Source organism: Aminobacter sp. DSM 101952 (assembly GCF_001424795.1).
Taxonomy (GTDB): domain Bacteria; phylum Pseudomonadota; class Alphaproteobacteria; order Rhizobiales; family Rhizobiaceae; genus Aminobacter; species Aminobacter aganoensis.
Genome location: NZ_LMCL01000008.1, coordinates 61372 through 77087, shown reverse-complemented (window position 1 = coordinate 77087; position 15716 = coordinate 61372). Strand labels below are relative to the sequence as shown.

17 protein-coding genes and 1 tRNA gene are annotated in these 15716 nt (G+C 64.0%); 8 read left to right on the top strand and 10 right to left on the bottom strand.

Annotated elements, in window-relative coordinates; genetic code table 11:
- Positions 1-110 precede the first annotated feature (110 nt).
- From ASC75_RS08910 to ASC75_RS08900, 3 genes are all read left to right on the top strand, one after another.
- Positions 111-1337 carry an allantoin permease gene (locus tag ASC75_RS08910; protein ID WP_244487791.1) on the top strand — a complete coding sequence of 409 codons (1227 nt, stop codon included), beginning with the start codon at positions 111-113 and terminating at the stop codon, positions 1335-1337.
- A 125-nt stretch (positions 1338-1462) separates the two neighbouring features.
- Entirely contained in the window at positions 1463-2860 is a 1398-nt protein-coding gene (locus ASC75_RS08905; protein ID WP_055973320.1) for a Gfo/Idh/MocA family oxidoreductase, read from the top strand.
- Between the two features lie 47 nt (positions 2861-2907).
- Complete coding sequence (locus ASC75_RS08900; RefSeq protein ID WP_244487790.1) at positions 2908-3540, top strand: XRE family transcriptional regulator; 633 nt, start codon at positions 2908-2910, stop codon at positions 3538-3540.
- Positions 3541-3661: 121 nt separating this feature from the next.
- On the opposite strand, the gene ASC75_RS08895 is transcribed toward ASC75_RS08900, so the two are convergent.
- Positions 3662-3738 (bottom strand) — tRNA-Arg (locus ASC75_RS08895).
- A 109-nt stretch (positions 3739-3847) separates the two neighbouring features.
- Positions 3848-5011 carry a M20 aminoacylase family protein gene (locus ASC75_RS08890; protein WP_055973415.1) on the bottom strand — a complete coding sequence of 388 codons (1164 nt, stop codon included), beginning with the start codon at positions 5009-5011 and terminating at the stop codon, positions 3848-3850.
- 219 nt (positions 5012-5230) lie between these two features.
- Between ASC75_RS08890 and ASC75_RS08885 the strand changes: the two genes are divergently transcribed.
- Together ASC75_RS08885 and ASC75_RS08880 are read left to right on the top strand one after the other, a co-directional pair.
- Positions 5231-6385, top strand: coding sequence for a D-alanyl-D-alanine carboxypeptidase family protein (locus tag ASC75_RS08885; protein ID WP_156381167.1), 1155 nt, complete (start codon positions 5231-5233; stop codon positions 6383-6385).
- Entirely contained in the window at positions 6382-7494 is a 1113-nt protein-coding gene (locus tag ASC75_RS08880; protein ID WP_055973316.1) for a GTP-binding protein, read from the top strand. The genes ASC75_RS08885 and ASC75_RS08880 overlap by 4 nt, the downstream gene beginning before the upstream one ends.
- A gap of 43 nt (positions 7495-7537) precedes the next feature.
- Here the strand turns inward: ASC75_RS08880 and ASC75_RS08875 are convergent, their stop codons facing one another.
- From ASC75_RS08875 to ASC75_RS08855, 5 genes are all read right to left on the bottom strand, one after another.
- Complete coding sequence (locus tag ASC75_RS08875) at positions 7538-7771, bottom strand: sulfurtransferase TusA family protein (RefSeq protein ID WP_055973312.1); 234 nt, start codon at positions 7769-7771, stop codon at positions 7538-7540.
- 6 nt (positions 7772-7777) lie between these two features.
- On the bottom strand, positions 7778-9040 hold the full coding sequence (locus ASC75_RS08870; protein WP_055973310.1) for a murein L,D-transpeptidase family protein: 1263 nt from the start codon (positions 9038-9040) through the stop codon (positions 7778-7780).
- 224 nt (positions 9041-9264) lie between these two features.
- Positions 9265-10215, bottom strand: coding sequence for an acetyl-CoA carboxylase carboxyltransferase subunit alpha (locus ASC75_RS08865; RefSeq protein WP_055973307.1), 951 nt, complete (start codon positions 10213-10215; stop codon positions 9265-9267).
- A 98-nt stretch (positions 10216-10313) separates the two neighbouring features.
- Positions 10314-11225, bottom strand: a complete 912-nt coding sequence (locus ASC75_RS08860) for a site-specific tyrosine recombinase XerD (protein ID WP_055973304.1) — start codon at positions 11223-11225, stop codon at positions 10314-10316.
- Positions 11222-11371, bottom strand: a complete 150-nt coding sequence (locus ASC75_RS08855) for a hypothetical protein (protein WP_055973301.1) — start codon at positions 11369-11371, stop codon at positions 11222-11224. Before ASC75_RS08855 ends, ASC75_RS08860 begins: the two co-directional genes overlap by 4 nt.
- Positions 11372-11503: 132 nt before the next feature.
- On the opposite strand from ASC75_RS08855, the gene ASC75_RS08850 reads away from it, so the two are divergent.
- The 3 genes from ASC75_RS08850 to ASC75_RS08840 are packed head-to-tail and all read left to right on the top strand — an operon-like array spanning position 11504 to position 14156.
- Positions 11504-12127, top strand: coding sequence for a shikimate kinase (locus ASC75_RS08850; protein WP_055973293.1), 624 nt, complete (start codon positions 11504-11506; stop codon positions 12125-12127).
- Complete coding sequence (gene aroB, locus ASC75_RS08845) at positions 12124-13239, top strand: 3-dehydroquinate synthase (protein ID WP_055973288.1); 1116 nt, start codon at positions 12124-12126, stop codon at positions 13237-13239. The genes ASC75_RS08850 and aroB overlap by 4 nt, the downstream gene beginning before the upstream one ends.
- Positions 13236-14156, top strand: coding sequence for a transporter associated domain-containing protein (locus ASC75_RS08840; RefSeq protein ID WP_055973285.1), 921 nt, complete (start codon positions 13236-13238; stop codon positions 14154-14156). The genes aroB and ASC75_RS08840 overlap by 4 nt, the downstream gene beginning before the upstream one ends.
- On the opposite strand, the gene ASC75_RS08835 is transcribed toward ASC75_RS08840, so the two are convergent.
- From ASC75_RS08835 to ASC75_RS08825, 3 genes are read right to left on the bottom strand one after another with little or no spacing between them, the layout of a single operon-like run.
- Positions 14104-14814 carry an MIP/aquaporin family protein gene (locus ASC75_RS08835; RefSeq protein WP_055973282.1) on the bottom strand — a complete coding sequence of 237 codons (711 nt, stop codon included), beginning with the start codon at positions 14812-14814 and terminating at the stop codon, positions 14104-14106. The two genes, ASC75_RS08840 and ASC75_RS08835, sit on opposite strands and share 53 nt — an antisense overlap.
- Positions 14811-15341 (bottom strand): arsenate reductase ArsC, encoded by a 531-nt coding sequence (locus tag ASC75_RS08830; RefSeq protein ID WP_055973280.1) that lies wholly within the window; start codon positions 15339-15341, stop codon positions 14811-14813. Before ASC75_RS08830 ends, ASC75_RS08835 begins: the two co-directional genes overlap by 4 nt.
- 4 nt (positions 15342-15345) lie before the next feature.
- Entirely contained in the window at positions 15346-15690 is a 345-nt protein-coding gene (locus tag ASC75_RS08825; RefSeq protein ID WP_055973277.1) for a metalloregulator ArsR/SmtB family transcription factor, read from the bottom strand.
- Between the last annotated feature and the right edge of the window lie 26 nt (positions 15691-15716).

The window sequence follows — 15716 nt, the reverse complement described above, 5'->3', positions numbered from 1 at the left end:
GAAGTCTCGACGTCGCCGGCGAATTGGACTATTCGCAAAGGCCTGTTCCGCCAAGTGGCCGTATGCCGAAGCTCAATCTTACGATGGCTTTTTGGGCGATCTGCAGCGCAATGTTCTTTCTGATCATCTCGGCAACACTTGCCGAGATATATGGTACGGCCAATACGATCATTGGCCTTGTGCTGACGGTTATCTCGTATTCGGCGATCAATGCCGTGATAACCCGCTACGCGATCCGCTCGGGATTGTCGGTCTCGCTGTTCTCCAGGTTGCTGTTTGGGCGCTACGGATCCGCGATCGCCACGTTCATCTACGCCGTCAGCAGTATCTACTACGCCGTGTTCGAAGGCTCGGTGATCGCCACTGCGGCGACCTATTATTTTGAAGGCCTGACCTTCGCGGTCGCGGCGCTGATCGTCTGCATATACAGCGTGCCGCTGATCCTCGGAAGCGTCCAGCACTGGCTCGACAAATTCAACGGCTACCTTCTGCCGCTGTATCTGCTCGGCCTGATGGGTACGGTGATCTACGCCGTCTCGCATTATGGCTACAGCAATGCCTGGCTCACCATGACGCCGGAAGGCGGCGCCCCGCCCTATGGCTGGATCAACGTCTTCGTCGCCTTCATGGGGGTCTGGTGGATGATGATGTGTACCTTCGACTTTGCCCGCTTCGGCAAGAAGGAGGACGAAAACTACCACGCCATCTTCAATTTCGGGTTGCCGTTCTACACCCTTACCTATTTCGTCAACGGTCTCGTCGGCATCTTCCTCGTGCAGACGATCCCGCTCGAGGGTGCGACGACGGAAGTCTCGGTCGTCAAGGCTCTCATCGTGATGATGGGCGCGCTCGGGCTGCTGTTCGTGTGGATCAGCCAGACCCGGATCAACACGACAAATTTCTATCTGTCGACGGTCAACATGCAGGCCTTTTTCCGGTTGGTATTCAAGCTGGAAATGCCGAAATACGTCTGGGCGGTCATCGTCGGCGTCATCGTCTACTTCGTGATGCTCGCGAACATCTTCCAGTACCTGCTCGTCGCGCTCGCCTATCAGGGGATATTCGTGGTCGCATGGGTCGGCGTCGCGCTTGCCTACATCCTGTGCGGGCATCATGACGGCACGGGCGAAGAGGCCGCGCGGCCGGACGACGATTTCCCCGCCTACTATGCTCCGGGGATGGTCGCCTGGTTCGGGGCGGTTGGCATCGGCATCGTGCTGCTTGCCATTCCGCACATGGAACTGCTCTCGGCGCCTGCGACCGTCACCAGCAGCTTCCTGCTGTTCTGGGCCCTGTCGACGCGAACGATGGTCGCCAAGGCCGCTTATCAGCGCTGACGATCCTTGCCCTCGGATGCCGGGTCTTGCCGGCATCCGAGGCAATTGCCGGTGCCGACAGACACGTCATCTGCCTGCAGCACCGCCCCACCCCGACCTGACTGCCCATGATCCGGAGATGCGCGATGAACCTGCACGCCAAGCTCCGCGCCCTCGAAACGCAAGGGCGCAGCATTCGCATCGGCCTGGTCGGCGCCGGCAAGTTCGGTTCGATGTTCGTCTCGCAATGCCTGCGCACCCCCGGTCTTCAACTCGTCGCGATTGCCGACATCTCGCTGGCGAATGCCGAGGCTGCGATCACCGTCACCGGCCATCCCAAGGAGATGATCTGCCGGCGCGGGATCGAGGACGCCGTTCGCGAAGAACGCGTTGGGGTGACCGAAGATCCCCTTGACCTGATCAGCAGCCCCTTCGTGGACATCGTCGTCGAAGCAACAGGCGACCCGGTCGCCGGCGCGATGCACGCGCTGGAGTGCTTTCGGTTCCGGAAACATGTCCTGATGGTCAATGTAGAGGCCGACGCCCTGGTGGGGCCCGCCTTGGCCAGGGAGGCCGAACGGGCGGGCGTCATCTATTCGCTGGCCTATGGCGATCAGCCCGCCCTGATCTGCGAGATGGTCGACTGGGCGCGCACTGCCGGGCTCAATGTGGTCGCTGCAGGCAAGGGCACCAAGCATCGGCTGCACTATCATGCCTCGACGCCGGAGACGGTTTGGGACCACTACAATCTGACGCCGGAACAAGCCCGGCTCGGCCGCCTCAATCCGAAGATGTTCAACTCGTTCCTGGATGGGACGAAGTCGGCTTTGGAAATGGCGGCCGTGGCGAATGCGACCGGACTGGATGCTCCGGTCGACGGGCTGCGGTTTCCCGCCTGTGGAGTCGAAGATCTGGCGGAACTGCTCAAGCCGATCGCTGGCGAGGGTGGCGGAGCAGGGCGTGTGGAGGTGGTCTCCTCGATGTTTGACGACGGAAGCGAGGTGCCGCGCCATCTGAGATGGGGCGTGTTCACCGTGTTCGAAGCGCCGTCTGCCTATGTCGCGCGCTGCTTCAGCGAGTACGGGCTCACCACCGATGCCAGCGGGCGCTTTGCCTGCATGTACAAGCCCTTCCACCTCATTGGCCTTGAACTCGGCATATCGGTTGCAAGCATGGCGATCCGCCATGAACCCACGGGTGCACCGACCAGGTTCCGCGCGGACGTTGTCGCCGTCGCAAAACGCGACCTGGCCGTTGGCGAAGTCCTCGATGGGGAAGGCGGTTTCTGTGTCTGGGGCAAGCTGACGACGTCCGCCCGCAGCATCGAAATGGGATATCTGCCCGTCGCCCTGGCCAGCAACGTACGCCTCAAGTCGCCTGTGGCGCAGGGAAGCAAGCTGCGTTGGTCGGATATCGAGGTTCCGATGCGTTCGCCGGTGATCGAGCTCCGCCAAAAGATGGAGCGCGCAAGCCGCGCAAACGAAGCGTGCGGCGAACTTCCCGGTGCCGACGTCAAAGCTGTGTCGATTGGAGGTATCAGGTGAAAGGGACAGCCTCCGACCTGTGCGTTCACCTGAGGGAGCGCCGCCGTGTGCCGCCGGCCTTGTGGAGCGACGTGCAAGCCAGGCAATACTCGGCGGGAAATTATCTCGAGGCGTCGATCGGACGAGAGGTCAGGGCCTGCCGCACGAAACTCGGCATGACGCTGGTGGAACTCGCGCGCGCCGCGGGACTGTCGCTCGGCATGATGTCCAAGATCGAGAACGGGATCATATCCGCGTCGCTGTCGACGTTGCAGGCGCTGTCTCAAGCGCTGGGCATTCCACTCACCTCATTGTTGAGGCCCTTCGAGGACCTTCAGCAGAAAGCGCTGTTCGTAAGATCGGGAATGGGTGTGCACATGGAGCATGGCGATATCCGTGTCGGGCATCATCACGACCTGCTCGGCTACATCGAAGACGGTTCCAACGACGTCGTCATGGAGCCTTACCTCGTCACCCTGGCCAGGGCCACTGACAAGGTTCCCCTTTTGCGCCATGCAGGGATGGAATTTCTCTATCTTCTGGACGGAGAAATGACCTTTCGGCACGGCTCGGACCTCTACCACCTGGTTCCGGGGGACAGCCTGTCTTTCGATGCCGAGAATGTTCATGGACCTGATCGCCTGACCAAGCTGCCGATCCGCTTTCTGTCCATCGTCTCCTGCCGGCGAAACGGTCGGTAGGCATTGATGCCGGAGCTGGCAGACGCCTGGCGGGATTCTGGCCTTTGCCGAGATCTCTCTGATCGCTGCTGCCGATGCTCGGCTTCAAGCGCAGTTTGACCAGCCATTTCAATGGATTGAGTGGTGATCCCGACAGGAATCGAACCTGTGACCTACAGATTAGGAATCTGCCGCTCTATCCTACTGAGCTACGGGACCACTCGGCTGCACACATAGCGGCTTCCGGCGGATTCGCCAACGGTTTTTGCCGAACATCGGCGCCAGCAGCAAAATGGCCAATGCGCTTGCCGCTGGCTGGTGACTTTCCTTAGGCGGCGAGCGCCGTTTCGGCCAGCCGCACCCAGTAGCTGACGCCGTGCGGGATGACCTCGTCGTTGAAGTCGTAGGCGGGGTGATGCAGGTTGGCGCTGTCGCCGTTGCCGATGAAGATGAAGGCGCCGGGGCGGGCTTCGAGCATGTAGGAAAAGTCCTCGCCGCCCATCAGCGGCTGGATCGCCCGATGCACCTGCGGCTCGCCGGCGACCTTTGCGGCGACGTCGCCGGCAAACACCGTCTCCTCGGGATGGTTGACGGTGACGGGGTAGTTGGCGTCGTAGTCGAGCTTGATCTCGGTGCCCGTCGCTTCCGCCACGCCGCGGCAGATCGCGTTCATGCGCTCCTCGGCGAGCTTGGCCACTTCCTTCTTCAGCGTGCGCACGGTACCGGCGAGCGTGGCGTGCTCGGGAATGACGTTGTAGGCCGAGCCGGCGATGAACTTGGTCACCGAAACGACGATCGCCTCGGCCGGGTCGGTCGCGCGCGAGGCGATGGTCTGCAGTGCTGCGACCAGCTGGCTGCCGGCGACGATGGGGTCGATGGCGCGGTGCGGGATGGCGGCATGGCCGCCCTTGCCGGTGACGGTGATGGTGAATTCGGCGGTGGCCGCCATGATCGCGCCCGGTCGGATGGCGAACTGGCCGACCGGCAGGCTCGGCATGTTGTGCATGCCGAACACCTTCTCGATCGCGAAGCGCTCCATCATGCCGTCCTTGACCATCTCGTTGCCGCCGCCGCCGCCCTCTTCGGCGGGCTGGAAGATGACGGCGACCGAGCCGGCGAAATTGCGCGTCTCGGCGAGGTATTTGGCGGCGCCCAAAAGCATGGCAGTGTGGCCGTCATGGCCGCAGGCATGCATCTTGCCGGGCACGGTCGACGCATAGGGCTTGCCGGTGATCTCTTCGATCGGCAGCGCGTCCATGTCGGCGCGCAGGCCGATCGTGGTGCCATTGCCGAGGCCGCCCTTGATGATGCCGACGACGCCGGTCTTGCCGAGCCCGGTGACGATGTCGTCGCAGCCGAACTCCCTGAGCTTGCCGACGACGAAGTCGGCGGTCTCGAAGACGTCGAAATTCAGCTCCGGCTTCTGGTGCAGGTGGCGGCGCCAGCCGGCGATCTCTTCCTGCATTTCGGCGGCTCGTTTCAGGATCGGCATGTTGGTCTCGACTTCCTGTTTGTCTGTTTGTTGGACCAGAAGTCCGGATTCGCAATTGTGATCGCGCAAGCTCTGCCATCTTGGCGTCACATACGTTATTTAGCAGCTGCGGCGACGCCGTGGCCATGGTCTTTGGTACCGGCCAGCGCGTTGTCATCCCGGTTTACGGAAATCTTATGGACGGCCGGCTATGGTCGGCAAGAGGCGATTTCGGATTTGATGATGAAGATGCAGTTCGTCAAAAGCATGCTCCTCGGTCTTGCGGCCGCAACCGCGCTCGGCGCAGCCCCGGCCGCTGCCAATCCAGCGATGCTCTTCGACGTTAATTCGGGCGCCGTGATCGAGCACCAGGATGCGTTCCTGCGCTGGCATCCGGCGTCGCTGACCAAGCTGATGACCGCCTACACGACGTTCCGTGCCGTGCAGGCGGGCGAGCTGGCGCTTAATTCGCCGATCCGGATCAGCAAGAAGGCGGCGGCCTTCCCGCCGGCCAAGATGGGATACAAGCCCGGCTCGGTGCTGACCCTCGACAACGCGCTGAAGATCATCATGGTCAAGTCGGCCAATGACGTCGCCGCCGCCATCGGCGAGAATGTCGGCGGCACGACCGAGGCCTTTGCCGCGCGCATGAACGCCGAGGCGCAGCGCCTGGGCATGTCGGGCAGCCACTGGGTCAATGCCAACGGCCTGCACGACCCTGACCAGTACACGACGGCGCGCGACCTCGCGATCCTGGTCAGGGCGATCCGCCTCGAATATCCGCAATACGCCTCCTATTTCGACATCGAAGGCATCGTCGCCGGCAAGGCGAAACTCAAGAATTTCAATCCGCTGGTCGGGCGCTTTCCCGGCACTGACGGCATGAAGACCGGCTTCGTCTGCGAATCCGGGTTCAACCTGATCGCCTCGGCCAACCGCGACGGCAGGACGCTCGCCGCGATCGTCCTGGGCGCGACGTCGCCCGACGACCGCGCCGAGGAAGCCGCCAAGATGCTGCAGGGCGGTTTTGGCCGCACCGGCGTCAGCTCGGTGACAGTCGGCACGCTGGCGCCTTATGGCGACAACCGCGACCTTGCGACCAACATGCGCGAAGAGGTCTGCTCCAAGAAGTCCAAGCACGTCGCTTCCGACGGCCCGGTGCCGACCGAAGCGGGTGCTGCGCCCGAAAAAGTCTCGATCATCCCGGAAATGACGCGCCAGCGGAACTGGGTGACCGTCAGCCTGGGCGGCGCCACCGGGCCGAAGCCCAAGGCGCTCGGTGATCGTGACCTTGTCGACTATGCCGACGTGCCGCTGCCGACATGGCGCCCCGACCTGCCTGCGCCGGTGGGTGCCGCACCGCTCGTCTCTGGCGCCGCCCAGGTCCGCTCGTGAACCCGCAGGCCGCGTTTCCGATCCCCGTATCGGTGCTGACCGGCTTTCTCGGCGCTGGCAAGACGACGCTGCTCAACCGGCTGCTGAAGGATCCCGAACTTACCGACACCGCCGTCATCATCAATGAGTTCGGCGATGTCGCGATCGATCATCTGCTGGTCGAAAAGGCTTCGGACGGCGTCATCGATTTGTCCGACGGGTGCCTGTGCTGTACCGTGCGCGGCGAACTGGTCGACACGCTTGCCGATCTGGTCGACCGCCTGCAGACCGGACGCATCCAGCGCCTGGCGCGGGTGGTGATCGAGACCACCGGTCTTGCCGATCCGGTGCCGGTGCTGCAGTCGATCATGGGTCATCCGGCGCTGATCCATGCCTTCCGGCTCGACGGCGTCATTTCGGTCGTCGACGCTGTCAACGGCTCGGCGAGCCTCGACGCCCATGTCGAGGCGGTCAAGCAGGTGGCGGTCGCCGACCGCATCGTGCTCACCAAGTCCGACCTCGTCGACGACGCCGACTGGCTCGAAAGCCTCAAGGCCAGGCTCACCCGACTCAATCCGGGGGCTGAATTGCGCGAAGTGGAAGGGGCCGCGGTTGCCCGGCTGCTGCAATGCGGCCTCTACGATCCCGCGGCCAAGACCGCCGACGTACGCCGCTGGCTGGGCGAGGCGGCAGCGCACGACCACCACCATCACCACGGTCCCGGCGACCATCACGGCCACGACCATGCCGCGCATCATCATGATGCCCGCGTCGGTTCGCTGTCGCTGGTCTATGCCGGCGCCTTGCCGTTCGCGACCGTCGAGATGTTCCTCGATCTGCTGCTCTCGACCCAGGGCGACAAGCTGCTGCGCATCAAGGGCATCGTCGAGCTTGCCGAAGATCCGTCGCGGCCGCTGGTCATCCATGGTGTGCAGAAGATGCTGCATCCGCCGGCTCGCCTGCCGGCATGGCCCGACGCGGTTCGAGGTACCCGCCTGGTGCTGATCGGCATCGACCTGCCGCAGGACTACGTCCAGCGGCTGTTCGCCGCCTTCGTCAACAAGCCGACGATCGACACGCCCGATCGCGAGGCGATGGAGAACAACCCATTGGCCATCGCCGGGCGGTAGCTGCGCCCTGTCGGAGCCTCGAAGGACGCGTAGAATCCAGGCTTCAGCCGGCCCGTTCGATCAGGAAGCGGTGGCCGCCTTCGACGGCTTTGGTCTCGACCAGCCGGTGGCCGGCGTCCTGGCAGAAGGCGGGAATGTCGATGACGGCGAGCGGGTCGGTGGTTTCGACCCACAGTCGGCCGCCGGTCGGCATGTCGGCGAGGCGGCGCTTGGCCTTCAGCACGGGCAGGGGGCAATTCAACCCCCTGAGATCGTAGATATCGGCTGTTTCGCTCACGCCCGCTCAGCTGCCGAACATGCCGAGCAGCCGCTTCTTGAGCTTGGCAGCGCCGCCCTCTTCTGCGGGCGCTGCCTGGGCTGCCTGCGCTGGGGCTTCGGCCACAGGGGCAGGTGCCGGAGCGGCCGCCGCTGCAATGGCCTGCTGCTGCGCGGCAGCCTTGGCGGCCTTTGCGGCAGCAGCGGCGGCAGCCTTTTCCTCGGCGGCCTTCTGTTTGGCAGCCCGCTCGGCGTCGAGCGCCGCCATCCGGCGTCCTTCGGCCGAATCGATGCGGCCCATGCGCGAGGTCGTCTGCACGACGGTGCCGTCCTGCGCCATGGCCGGCGGTTCCATGGTCACGCGCTCGCCGCGGGCGCGGCGCTTGGTCCAATCGGAAACCAGATTGGCTTCCTTGATGCCGGCGATGGTCGGCTTGGGGGCCTCGCCACCGGCAGCGCCGGCAAAGGCGCTGTCGTATTTGGTCTTGTAGGACTGGTAGGCCGTCTGCAGCGCCTGCGGCTGGGTATAGGCAGGGCAGGCTCCCGTCGGATTGAAGGTGGCGGCACCTTCGGGAATGCGGTTGAAGACGTAGCGCTTTTCGCAGACGTCGACCTTCGGCGGCACCTTGGTGATCTCGAAGTGGTCGTAGCCTTCCTTGAGCATCGCCCAGAACTGGTAGTTCGGATCGTTGCGGTATCGCGCCATGTTGGCTGCGGTCATCCGGAACGGGAAGGACTGGACCTGGAACTCGGTCTGGCCGCCCTTGAACGCGTCGCGTGCGAAGGCGTAGATCTCCTCGATCTGAGCATCGGTCATCGAGAAGCAGCCTGACGACGAACAGGCGCCGTGAACCATCAGGTTTGAGCCGGTGCGCCCGTTGGCGCGGTCATAGCTGTTGGGATAGCCGATGTTGAACGCCAGATGGTAGCTGGAGTTCGGGTTCATCTGGCCCGGGCGCACGGTGTAGAAGCCCTCCGGCGACTGGCGATCGCCCTCGGTGAATTTCGGGCCGAGCTTGCCGGACATCTTGCAGATGTCGTAGCTGGCAATCAGGTCGTAGCGGCCGCTGGTCTTCTGCTTCCAGACTTCGAGCTTGCCCTCTTCCTTGAATACGCGCGCCAGCACAGGCGAACTGCGGCTCATGCCCTTGGCCTTCATCTCGGCAAGGATCTTGGGCGACAGCTGGCGGTTGGCGTGCTGGGGAACGAAGTCGGTCACGGAGGATTCCGAACAGCCGGCCACTGCGAGAGCGGCGACAAGCAATCCGGCACGTGCGATATTGGCGATCATCGTTGCTAATGTCGTCTCATTTGCGGCCACGGCGCATTCACGCCTCCGGCCGGCCCGTCCTGATACTGCTTCGACCTTAGGGTCGTTAACCTTGAAAATTCCTTACCGCAAGTTCCTGGCCCGTCCCACGCGCGCAAAATCACGGCAAGTTCATTGAACTCGGCGAGGCGGCAATTTTGTGGCGAAACGGAGATGTGGCCCGCTCCGGGCCACATTGTGCGCAATCAGAGGCTGCGGCCGATGGCCAGGTATTTCTCGCGGCGGTGTTCGCGGAAATCGATGTTCGAGCCGGCAAATTCGCTGAGCGTCTTGGCGATCAGGTCGCCGGTGGCCGCAATCACCGCCTCGGCATTGCGGTGTGCGCCGCCGAGCGGTTCGTCGACGATCTGGTCGATGATCTTGAGGCCGAGCAGGTCCTGAGCCGTGATCTTCATGTTGGTGGCCGCGTCCTTGGAACGCGTCGTGTCGCGCCACAGGATGGAGGCAGCGCCTTCCGGCGAGATCACCGAATAGATCGCGTGTTCGAGCATGAAGACGCGGTTGGCGGTGGCGATGGCAATCGCCCCGCCCGAGCCGCCTTCACCGATGACGACCGCGATCGACGGGACCTTGAGGCCGAGGCAGGCGGAGGTAGAGCGTGCGATGGCTTCGGCCTGGCCGCGCTCTTCGGCGCCGACGCCGGGATAGGCACCCGCGGTGTCGACAAGCATGACGACCGGAATCTTGAAGCGGTCGGCCATTTCCATCAGGCGCACGGCCTTGCGGTAACCCTCGGGGCGGACCGAGCCGAAATTATGCTTGAGGCGGCTCTTGGTGTCGGAACCCTTCTCCTGGCCCAGAACCAGCACCGGTTCGCCGCGGAAGCGGGCGAAGCCGCCGACCATGGCGGCATCCTCGCCGAAATTGCGGTCGCCGGCCAGCGTGGTGAAGTCGGTGAACAGTGCCCTGACGTAGTCGAGGCAATGCGGGCGGTCGGGATGGCGTGCGACCTGGACCTTCTGCCACGGGGTCAGCGCCTTGTAGGCGTCGCGCAGCGCGTCGCGCGAACGCTTCTCCAGCCGCTTGATCTCGTCGCCGACATCGACGGCCTCTCCATTCTCGGCGAGCTTCTTGAGCTCGAGAATCTTGCCTTCGAGATCCTGGACCGGTTTTTCGAAATCGAGGTAATTGTACATTGGCGAGCGGACTACCACGCTGAAAAAAATAGGCACCGGGGCACGAAAACTGCGGCGCCGCGCCAGTGGAACGTGGCACTCACATAGCGATATGGACCTTAATCGGCAAGCGGGTGATGTTCGTTGACCAGTTTCAACAGCCTTTCCTCGAGCACATGCGTGTAGATTTGCGTGGTCGAAATGTCGGAATGGCCGAGCAATTGCTGCACGGCGCGCAGGTCGGCGCCGTTCTGCAGCAGGTGGCTGGCGAAGGCGTGGCGCAGCACATGCGGCGATATTTTTGCCGAGGCGATGCCGGCGCGTGCGGCCAGTCCCTTGAGATCGCGAGCAAAAACCTGGCGGGGGAGGTGGCCGCTGTCGGACGCAGCAGGGAACAGGAACAGGCTTTCGGCCAGTTTGGGATCGCTGTTGCGCTTCACCAGCCAGCGCCGCATCGCCTCGCGTGCCTTGGGCGATAGCGGCACCATGCGGTCCTTGTCGCCCTTGCCGCGGACGACAAAGAAACGTTCGTCGCGCAGCGCCACGGTCAGCGGAAGGCTGACGAGCTCGGACACACGCAGGCCGGTGGCATAGAGCACTTCGACCAGCGCATGCATCCGCGTCGCGCCTGGTATCTCATCGCCGGAGGGAGCTTGCGCTTCTGCTGCCGCGCGGTCGAGCAATCGTCCGGTTTCGCCCTCGCTCATCGTCTTGGGCAGCGGCCGTTCCTTCTTCGGGCTGTCGAGGATGCCGGTGGGGTCGTCGCTGCGCAGCCCCTCGGCATAGAGGAAGCGGAAGAATTGCCTGAGTGCCGACAGCTTGCGTGCCTGCGAGGTGGTGGCGAAGCCGCGGCTGGCGATGTCGTCGAGATAGCCGCGAATGCCGGCGGCATCCGCATCGGCGAGGCGGCCGCCGAGATGTTCGGAGGCGTCTTCGAGGTCGCGGCGATAGCTGGCCAGCGTGTTGTCGGCGGCACCGCGCTCGGCGCTCATCATTTCGAGGAAGGCCTCGATGCGCGCGCCGCTTTTCATTGCTTCGGCGCGAGCTTTTCCGGCGGGATGCGGATGGTGATCTCGGCCTTCTTGGGCTCGACGAACATCACCAGCGCGAACATCGCGCCGTAGCCGATGCCCGCCAGAACGGCGAGCGTGACAAGGAACCGGAAAAGTGTCGGCATCGATGTGTTTGCCCGTCTGTCCTATCCTGTGCCCTTATGGGACGCCGTTCCTTGCAATTCAAGGGTGCGTTTGGTGCCCTGCGCTTGACGCAACGGGGCTTTTCATGTCGATACGCCGGCGAAAGGGACGCCATGACACCCGACGTGCAGACTCCATTTCCCGACGCTTCGACAGCGGCCCTGCTTGAACGGCTCGGCGCGCGCTCGATCGTCTTTGTCGGCCTGATGGGTGCGGGCAAGACCGCCATCGGCCGCAAGGTCTCCCAGGTGCTCGGCCTCCGCTTCATCGACAGCGACCACGAGATCGAAAGCGTGTCGCGGATGACCATCCCCGAGCTGTTCGAACGCTATGGCGAGGCCGAGTTTCGCGCGCTCGAACAGCGCGTCATCGGCCGGGTCCTGGAAAGCGGCCCGCAGGTGCTGTCGACTGGCGGCGGCGCCTTCATGAATGCGCAGACGCGGTCGGCCATTGCGGCGCAGGGCGTCTCGGTCTGGCTCAGGGCCGATCTCGACCTGCTGATGGAGCGCGTCTCCAAGAAGCAGAACCGGCCGCTGCTGCAGAATGCCGATCCGCGCGCCGTGCTCGCCAAGCTGATGGACGAGCGCTACCCCGTCTATGGGCTTGCCGACCTGACGGTTGCGACGCGCGACGACCGCAAGGAAGCGATCGCCAGCGAGGTGATCGAGGCGCTGTGCAGCCATCTCGGCGTGCCCGGCCGCATACACGTATCGGAAGGTTCGGAGGATCACGAATGACAGGCATCGTCACAGTCGAAGTCGGGCTTGGCGACCGCGCCTATGACATCCTGATCGGCCCGGGCCTGATCGCGCGCGGGGCGGAGCTGATCCAGAAACGCCTGCCCAAGGCGCGCGCGGCCATCGTCACCGACGAGAACGTCGCCGCCGCCCATCTCGAAGCGCTGGTCGAAAGCCTTGCCGGTGCTGGCAATCCGCCTGCCGTGATCAAGCTGCCCGCGGGCGAAAAGACCAAAAGCTTCGATTCGCTGGAAACCGTTGTCGATCAAATCATCGCCGCCCGTCTCGAACGCGGCGATGCCGTGATTGCGCTCGGCGGCGGCGTCATCGGCGACCTCACCGGCTTCGCTGCGGGCATCGTCCGCCGTGGCATGAATTTCGTGCAAGTGCCGACTTCGCTGCTGGCACAGGTCGATTCGTCGGTCGGCGGCAAGACCGGCATCAACAGCCCGCGCGGCAAAAACCTGATCGGCGTCTTCCACCAACCGAAGCTGGTGCTGGCAGACACCGCGGCTCTCGACACGCTGCCGCTGCGCGAATTTCGCGCCGGTTATGCCGAAGTTGCCAAGTATGGCCTCATCGACCGGCCGGACTTCTTCGCCTGGCTGGAAAATAATTGGCAGGAGGTCTTTTCCGGCGGTCCGGCTCGCATCGAGGCGATCGCCCAGTCCTGCCGGGCCAAGGCCGATGTCGTCGCCCGCGACGAGTTCGAGACCGGCGACCGGGCGCTGCTCAATCTGGGCCACACCTTCGGTCACGCGCTCGAAGCCGCTACCGCCTATGACGGTGCGCGGCTGGTGCATGGCGAGGGCGTTGCCATCGGCATGGCGCTGGCGCATCGCTTCTCGGCTCGCCTCAACCTGGCAAGCCCCGACGATGCGGCACGTGTCGAGGCGCATTTGCGCGACGTGGGCCTGCCGTGGCGCATGGCCGACATTCCGGGCAGCCTGCCGGATGCGGACGCGCTATTCAACTACATCACCCAGGACAAGAAGGTGTCGCGCGGCGCTCTGACCTTCATCCTGACCCGCGGCATCGGCCAGTCCTTCATTGCCAAGGACGTGCCGGCATCCGAGGTCGTGTCCTTTCTCAAGGAGAATCACCCGGGATGAGCGCTGGCTGGATCGTCGCGGCAATTCTCGGGGGGCTGATGCTTGCCGTCCTGGCATTCCGCGATCGCCTGCTCGCTTCCCTGGGTTATGAGTTGATTGCACTGTCGCCGCAGCGTTCCGCCCATGACGAACTGCGCGGCGCCGTCGATGAATTCCACCGTGAAGGCCATGTGGTGAAGCAGGACCGCGACCAGGTCGGTGGCCTGCTCGACCTGCACGAACTCGAAGTCTCCGACGTCATGGTCCACCGCACGGCCATGCGCTCGGTCAATGCCGACATCGCGTCCGAGGCGCTGGTGCGCGAGATATTGCAGAGCCCGTATACGCGCATGCCGCTGTGGCGCGGGTCGCTCGACAACATCGTCGGTGTCGTCCACGCCAAGGACCTGCTGCGGGCGCTCAACGACGTCGAGGGCGACTACTCCAGGGTCGACGTCCCGAAGGTCGCCTCGAAGCCGTGGTTCGTGCCCGACACGACGACGCTTCAGGAACAGCTCAACGCCTTCCTGCGCCGCAAGGCGCATTTCGCCATCGTCGTCGATGAATACGGCGAGGTCGAAGGGCTTGTGACGCTCGAAGACATCATCGAGGAGATCGTCGGCGAGATCGCCGACGAGCACGACATCGACGTCCAGGGCGTCAAGCAGGAGGCCGACGGTTCGGTGGTGGTCGACGGCACCGTACCGATTCGCGACCTCAACCGTGCGCTTGACTGGCATCTTCCCGACGACGAAGCGACGACGATCGCCGGGCTCGTCATTCACGAGACCCAGTCGATTCCCGAGGAGAAGCAGGCGTTCACCTTCCACGGCAAGCGCTTCATCGTCATGAAGCGCGACAAGAACCGGCTGGCGCGGATCCGGATCAGGCCGGCGGTGGTGGAGCCGCAGACGGCTGCAGCGCGTCCGTCGAAATAGCGCCCGGCCACAAAATCCTTCCTGCGATCAGACCGAGCATGGCCCCTGCCATTTGGGCCGCGATGAAGGCGGAGGTATCGGCGGGCGCGATGCCGGCGAAAGTGTTGGTCAGTGCTCGCGCGACCGTTACGACAGGATTGGCGAAGGACGTCGACGAGGTGAACCAGTAGGCGGCGAAGATGTAGAGGCCGACGGCGGCGGGCGTCGTCTTAGGCGCCTGGGCAGCGCAGGCGAGAATGACCAGCACCAGGCCGAATGTCGCTACGGCTTCGCCGAGCCATTGGCCCGGGCCTGTGCGGATGGTGGTCGAAACCTGCAGCAGCGGCAGGTCGAACATCGCGTGTGCCAGCCAAATACCAAGGATGGCGCCGCCCATTTGCGCAGCGAGGTAGGGCAGGAGCAGCGACCACGCCAGCCGTCGGTCAAGCGCCATCACGAAACTGACCGCCGGGTTGAAATGCGCACCGGAAACTGCGCCAAACATGGTGATCAGCACAACCAGCATCGCACCGGTCGGCAAGGCGTTGCAGAGCAGGGCGAGCGCGATATTTCCTTGCGCAAGCTGTGCCGCCATGATGCCCGAGCCGACGACAGTTGCCAGCAGCAATGCCGTACCCAATGCTTCGGCGAGGAGTCGGCCCGGGAGCGAAGTGCTCATTCGCCCGAATCGCCAGCCTTTGTGCTCGCGCCTTCCATCTTGCCGATGTCATGGAGATGCGCGGTCAGCGCCATGCGGTCGAGGCTGGCGATGGGCAGGGCGATGAACGCCCTGATGCGGTTGCGCATGTATTTGAAGGCGGTGACGAAGGCCGCTTCCTTGTCGAGGTCGGTGCCTTCGACATGGCTCGGATCCTCGATGCCCCAATGCGCATTGGCGGGATGGCCGAGCCAGACCGGGCAGGCTTCGCCCGCAGCGTCGTCGCAGACGGTGAAGATGAAATCCATCTCCGGTGCATCCACAACCGCGAATTCGTCCCAGGTTTTCGAGCGGAAGCCGTCGGTCGGATAACCGTAGCTTTCGAGCACTTTCAGGGCGAAGGGATTGACGCTGCCCTTGGGCTGGCTGCCGGCGGAGAAGGCGTTGAAATGAGGTGCCCCATCCTTGCGCAGGATACCCTCAGCGAGGATCGAGCGGGCGCTATTGCCGGTGCAGAGGAAAAGCACGTTGAAGGGCCGGTGGGTCATGGCATCACTCCGATGGTGCGCAGCAGGGGGACAATTCGGCAATCAATGGCGCGCAGATCTCCGGCCTGCCGTCACAGCAGTCCTGGAGGAGGAACAGCAGCACCTGGCGCAGGGCAGGGAGGTCGGCGCGGTAGATGATCGAGCGGCCTCGACGGTCACTTGTGGCGAGGCCGGCGCGGGCCAGGATGGCGAGGTGCGCCGACATGGTGTTCTGGGGAACCTCGAGCCGGCGCGCGAGGTCGCCGGCGGCGATGCCGTCGGGTTCTGCGGCGGCAAGCTGGCGGAAGGCTTCCAGCCTTGTCGGTTGGGCCAGCGCGGCCAGCGCGTCTATCGTGTCGCTTGCATCCATATATCCAGACTAGTGGATATATGTGA